Source organism: Sulfuricurvum sp. RIFOXYD12_FULL_44_77 (genome assembly GCF_001830725.1).
In the GTDB taxonomy this organism is placed as follows: domain Bacteria; phylum Campylobacterota; class Campylobacteria; order Campylobacterales; family Sulfurimonadaceae; genus Sulfuricurvum; species Sulfuricurvum kujiense_A.
This window is the reverse complement of sequence record NZ_MIBU01000274.1, coordinates 1-4,819: the sequence shown is the minus strand read 5'-3', so window position 1 is coordinate 4,819 and position 4,819 is coordinate 1. Positions and strand designations below refer to the sequence as shown.

At 49.0% G+C, this 4,819-nt stretch carries 4 protein-coding genes; 3 read left to right on the top strand and 1 reads right to left on the bottom strand.

Features of this window, described 5'->3' with window-relative positions:
• Nucleotides 1-70 precede the first annotated feature (70 nt).
• A complete protein-coding gene (gene ligA, locus A2517_RS09945; protein ID WP_294896586.1) occupies nt 71-2,083 on the top strand; it encodes an NAD-dependent DNA ligase LigA in 2,013 nt (670 codons plus the stop codon).
• On the opposite strand, the gene A2517_RS09940 is transcribed toward ligA, so the two are convergent.
• Nucleotides 2,009-3,151 (bottom strand): FAD-dependent oxidoreductase, encoded by a 1,143-nt coding sequence (locus A2517_RS09940; protein WP_294896584.1) that lies wholly within the window; start codon nt 3,149-3,151, stop codon nt 2,009-2,011. The two genes, ligA and A2517_RS09940, sit on opposite strands and share 75 nt — an antisense overlap.
• An 87-nt stretch (nt 3,152-3,238) precedes the next feature.
• Here A2517_RS09940 and A2517_RS09935 point away from each other — a divergent pair, with 87 nt between their 5' ends.
• The gene (locus A2517_RS09935; protein ID WP_294896582.1) at nt 3,239-3,949 is read left to right on the top strand and encodes a TlyA family RNA methyltransferase; all 711 of its coding nucleotides are present in this window, start codon (nt 3,239-3,241) and stop codon (nt 3,947-3,949) included.
• A complete protein-coding gene (locus A2517_RS09930) occupies nt 3,930-4,757 on the top strand; it encodes a bifunctional riboflavin kinase/FAD synthetase (RefSeq protein WP_294896580.1) in 828 nt (275 codons plus the stop codon). Before A2517_RS09935 ends, A2517_RS09930 begins: the two co-directional genes overlap by 20 nt.
• The last annotated feature ends 62 nt before the right edge of the window (nt 4,758-4,819 follow it).

Here is a 4,819-nt window from a genome sequence, read left to right as displayed (position 1 = left end):
AAGAACCGGAAAAAATGTGGATACTGATAGATAATGCAATAAAATAAAAATTTAGACAAAAAGATTAGAGATGACCCAAACCGAATACCAAAACGCCGTAAAACAACTTCAAAAATACTCGTATCATTACTATGTCCTCGACGATCCGATCACGACGGACGAGGAGTACGACATCCTCTATCATCAGGTGGTAGTGTATGAGAGTGAACATCCCAATGAAATAATTCCCGATTCTCCGACACAGCGGGTAGGCGATGTCCCTCAGGATAAGTTTGAGAAAGCACAGCACTTGAGCCGTATGTGGAGCCTCGAAGACCTCTTTAACCGCGAGGAGTTGGAGACGTGGGTCAATCGCATCACGAAAGGGTACGGGGATGTCCGCTTTTACTGTGAGCCGAAGTTTGACGGAGCGAGTTTGAATCTGATCTATGATAACGGTGCATTGGTACAAGCGATCACCCGCGGTGACGGGGTAGAGGGGGAAGAGGTTACCCAAAACGCCAAAACGATCCAGTCGATTCCTCTGAGTATTGAGTATACGGGACGGATCGAGATTCGGGGCGAAGTGGTGATCTTCAAAGAGGATTTCGAGAAGATCAATCTGGAGCGCTCACGTAACGGTGAATCGCTGTTTGCCAACCCTCGCAATGCGGCGGCGGGGAGCCTTCGACAGCTTGATACCCGTATCACCGCGTCGCGTCGGTTGGTGTTTATGCCCTACGGTATCGGAGCCAATACTCTCGAGATCAAAAATCTATCGGAGCGGATGGAGTGGGTCTATGGTCTGGGATTCCGAAATCCCCACATGACCCATTTATGTGAGAGCGCTGATCAGATCGAAACCTTTTACCATGAGATGCGCGTTGAGCGGGATAATTTTGCGATGCTTCTTGATGGGATGGTAATAAAGGTCGATGCGATCCGTGTGCAGGATGAACTGGGTTATACGGTTAAAAACCCCCGTTGGGCGGCGGCGTATAAATTTCCCGCGATTGAGAAGCTCACGACGCTCAAAGAAGTGATCATGCAGGTGGGGCGCAGCGGCGTGGTTACTCCCGTCGCCATCGTCGAGCCTGTCGATATCGAAGGGGTTACGGTCGAGCGTTCGACGCTTCATAATTTCGATGAGATCGAGCGTAAAGATATCCGACTCGGGGACAAAGTCATTATTTTGCGAAGCGGTGACGTTATCCCGAAAATCGTCAAGGTGATCGCATCTGAGCGTAACGGTAGTGAGCAGATCATTCACCGACCGAAGCATTGTCCTGTCTGTCATTCGGAACTTCTCGATGAGGGGGCGTTGATCAAATGCCAGAACCTCTCATGCGAAGCGCGGGTGGTCAATTCGATCATCTATTTTGCCTCCAAACAATGCCTCAACATCGACGGGTTAGGGGACAAGATCGTCGAAGCACTTCATAGCGCGGGGATGGTGCGCGAACTCTCTGATCTCTTCGGTCTCACGATGGAACAGCTCTTATCACTGGAAGGGTTCAAAGAGAAAAAGAGCCGTAACCTGATCGACGCGATAGCGGCGGTCAAGGGGTGCGATTGCTGGCGTTTTATCAATGCGCTGGGGATCGAACATATCGGCGAAGTAGCTTCTAAAACATTGTGCGGTGCATTCGGAACGGCATTTGACAGCGCAAGCCGTGAAGCAATTTTGGCACTGGAGGGGTTCGGGGGTGAGATGGTTGAATCGATCCTCGAATTTTCCCGTGTTAACAGCGAGAAAATCGAAAAACTCCGTACCCTTTTAAATCCCGTAGCTCCGATCAAAGTGGAAGCTCACGAGAACCCGTTTAAAGGGAAAAGTGTCGTGATCACGGGATCGATGTCGGTGCCGCGCGATAGTATCAAGGCGATATTAGAGGAGTTAGGGGCGAAAGTTGCCTCTTCGGTCTCCAAAAAGACCGATTACGTCGTGTATGGCGAAGATGCGGGGAGCAAATACGATAAAGCGGTCGAGTTGGGTGTGACGTTGCTCACTGAGAGCGAGTTTCGCTCCCTAACGGCGCTTCCCGATAGCGCTTCGGTGACGGAGGGGAGCAGTGTACATCCAAAAAATAGCCTTTTTGATTAAATAGGCGATATACCCTTTCACCTTGATCCCTCCGGGGAGGAGTCCTGCTCCGTATTCTCCGCCGAGGGCGATCATTACCCCTTGATTTTTAAACCTAAAGGGGCGTTTTGATTTCCCTTTGAGAGAACGTAAGATATTGGCGGCGACGTGTTCACCTCCTCGTTCAGCAAGTTGGGCGGTCGGAGGGATGAATTTTCCCTCTTCATTCAGAGCTTGCGTGATATCGCCGATAGCGTAAATGTTCGGATGGTTTGGGATATTGAGATGTTCATCGACGATCAAATGCCCCTTAGTATTCGTTTCAAACCCGAGGTATTGGGTAAGAGTCGATGCGGCGATCCCCCCCGTAAAAATCATAAACTCGAAATCAAGTATTTTACCGTTGTCGAGAAGAATCTCGTTTTTGCGTACTTCACTGATTCGGTTGTTATGCCACACGTGAACCCCGAGTTTACTCAGCCGCTCATAGGCACTCTCGATCAAAAACGGATCCATCCCAAAAAGAATCGTCTCATACGCATCGATGAGGTAGACATCGACTCCGCGACATCCGAAGTTGCCGTTTTGGTAAAAATGGTTCGCATACGCCGCCATCTCTGCGGCGATCTCTACCCCTGAAAGACCCGCTTCGATGCGGTTGAGAAGGGAGCGTTCAAACTGCTGTTTGAAATTTAAAGCGGCGGGGATACTTTTGACACCGTGGGTGTGTTCGCGTAGCCCTTTGATGAAATCGGGAAAATAGGTGCGGCTTCCGGTGGCGATAATGAGGTGATCGTATTTGATATTTTGGGTAGCGGTTGAGACGGTAGAGGTGAGCGTATCGATACCGTTTACCTCTTCACAGATAAAGGTGACCAAACCAAAACTTTTGGTAAGGGAGGGGAGGTCGATCATTACGTCCGACATATCGACTTTATTGGCGATGAAGTCGTATACTTCCGCTTGCATATAATGGTAAGGATTTTTATCGATCAACGTGACGGTAATGTGGCTGTTGTGCGCTAAATGTTCGATTGCGCGAATACCCCCGTATCCTCCGCCGATGACGACCACTTGAACTGAATGCATACCTAATCCTTGAGCTGAAAACTGATCCGCAATGGTATCCTAAACAAAGTTATGCCACCATAACGTATTAAAAAATAATGGAACACAATGAGACTTGATAGTTATTTGGTAGAAAACGGCCTCGTTGAGAGCCGTAATAAAGCGCAGCAGCTCATTAAAGAGCACGCGGTGAGTGTGGATGGGAAGATTGTCGATAAAGTCTCTTATGACGTAGCGGAGGGGATGGCTGTCGACATCGCCGATACGGAACTCTACGTTAGCCGTGCCGCGATCAAGCTAAAAGGGTTTCTCCCCTATACCGAGTGGGAGTTGAACGGACTTCGCGCCCTCGATATCGGCTCCTCGACGGGGGGATTTACCCAAGTTCTTTTGGAAAACAGTGTTGCGAGTGTTACCTGTGTCGATGTCGGAAGCGATCAGCTCCATCCGAGTTTACGGAGTGATCCGCGCGTCAGTGTTCACGAAAATACCGATATTCGAGTCTTTAGCGCTGAAACTTCTTACGATCTTGTTACGTGTGACGTCGCTTTTATTCCGTTGGAACTGATCCTCGAATCGATTGATCGCCTCGCATCCAAATACATCGTCCTCCTTTTCAAACCGCAGTTTCAGGTGGGGCGTGAAGTGAAACGGGATAAAAACGGTGTCGTCAAAGACGATAAAGCGATCGGCAAAGCGATGATCCGTCTCGAAGATGCGTGTGCACTGATGGGATGGAAACTGGTTGCAAAAGAGGGTGCCCATATAGCGGGAAAAGAGGGAAATCAGGAGACGTGTTATGGCTTTGTCAAAGGTTGATTCCATTGCCATCGGCGGATTTGACGGGATGCACATCGGGCATCAGCAGCTGTTCAATGAGCTAGGGGATCACGGTGCCATTGTCGTCATCGAGACGGGGTATGCCAATCTCACCCCCTCCCATGAGCGTGAACACTACACCCACTATCCGATTGTCTATTATTCATTAGAGGATATTCGTCATTTGGAGGGGGAAGCTTTTATAGCGATGCTGCGAGAGCGCTTTCCCCATTTGCGTAAAATAGTGGTGGGATATGATTTTCATTTCGGAAAAAACCGCCGCTACTCCCATGCCAATCTGGGCGAACTCTTTTCGGGGGAAGTCAAAGTGATCGATCAGGTGTGTATCGAAGACGATTCGGTACACTCCCATAAAATCCGTTCTAAAATCCAAATCGGCGACATCAGCGGAGCCAACCGCTTTTTAGGACACAACTACTCGATCAAAGGGAGCGTCATCAAAGGGCAGGGGATCGGGAAAACCGAACTTGTCCCGACGCTCAATCTCGAATGCCCCGGATATTTGCTCCCCTATGAGGGTGTCTATGCGGCACTCACGCGTCTCGATGAGGAGGAACATTTCCACCCCTCCGTCGTTTTCGTCGGACATCGTGTCACAACGGACGGAAGTTACGCCATTGAGAGCCATATTTTAGGTGAGACTATCGGTCAATGTGAAAAGGTGATGATCAGCTTTGTCAAATTTTTACGCAAAAATCAGAAGTTTGAGTCTCTCGAATCGCTTAAAAAAGCGATCAGTGATGATATTTTAAACGCTCGCAGAGAACTCCTTCATCTGAGTTTATAGGAATTTAATCTCTATCAGGGTAAAATCCCGTCAATATTTCCATGCAAAGGACGCTACCTATG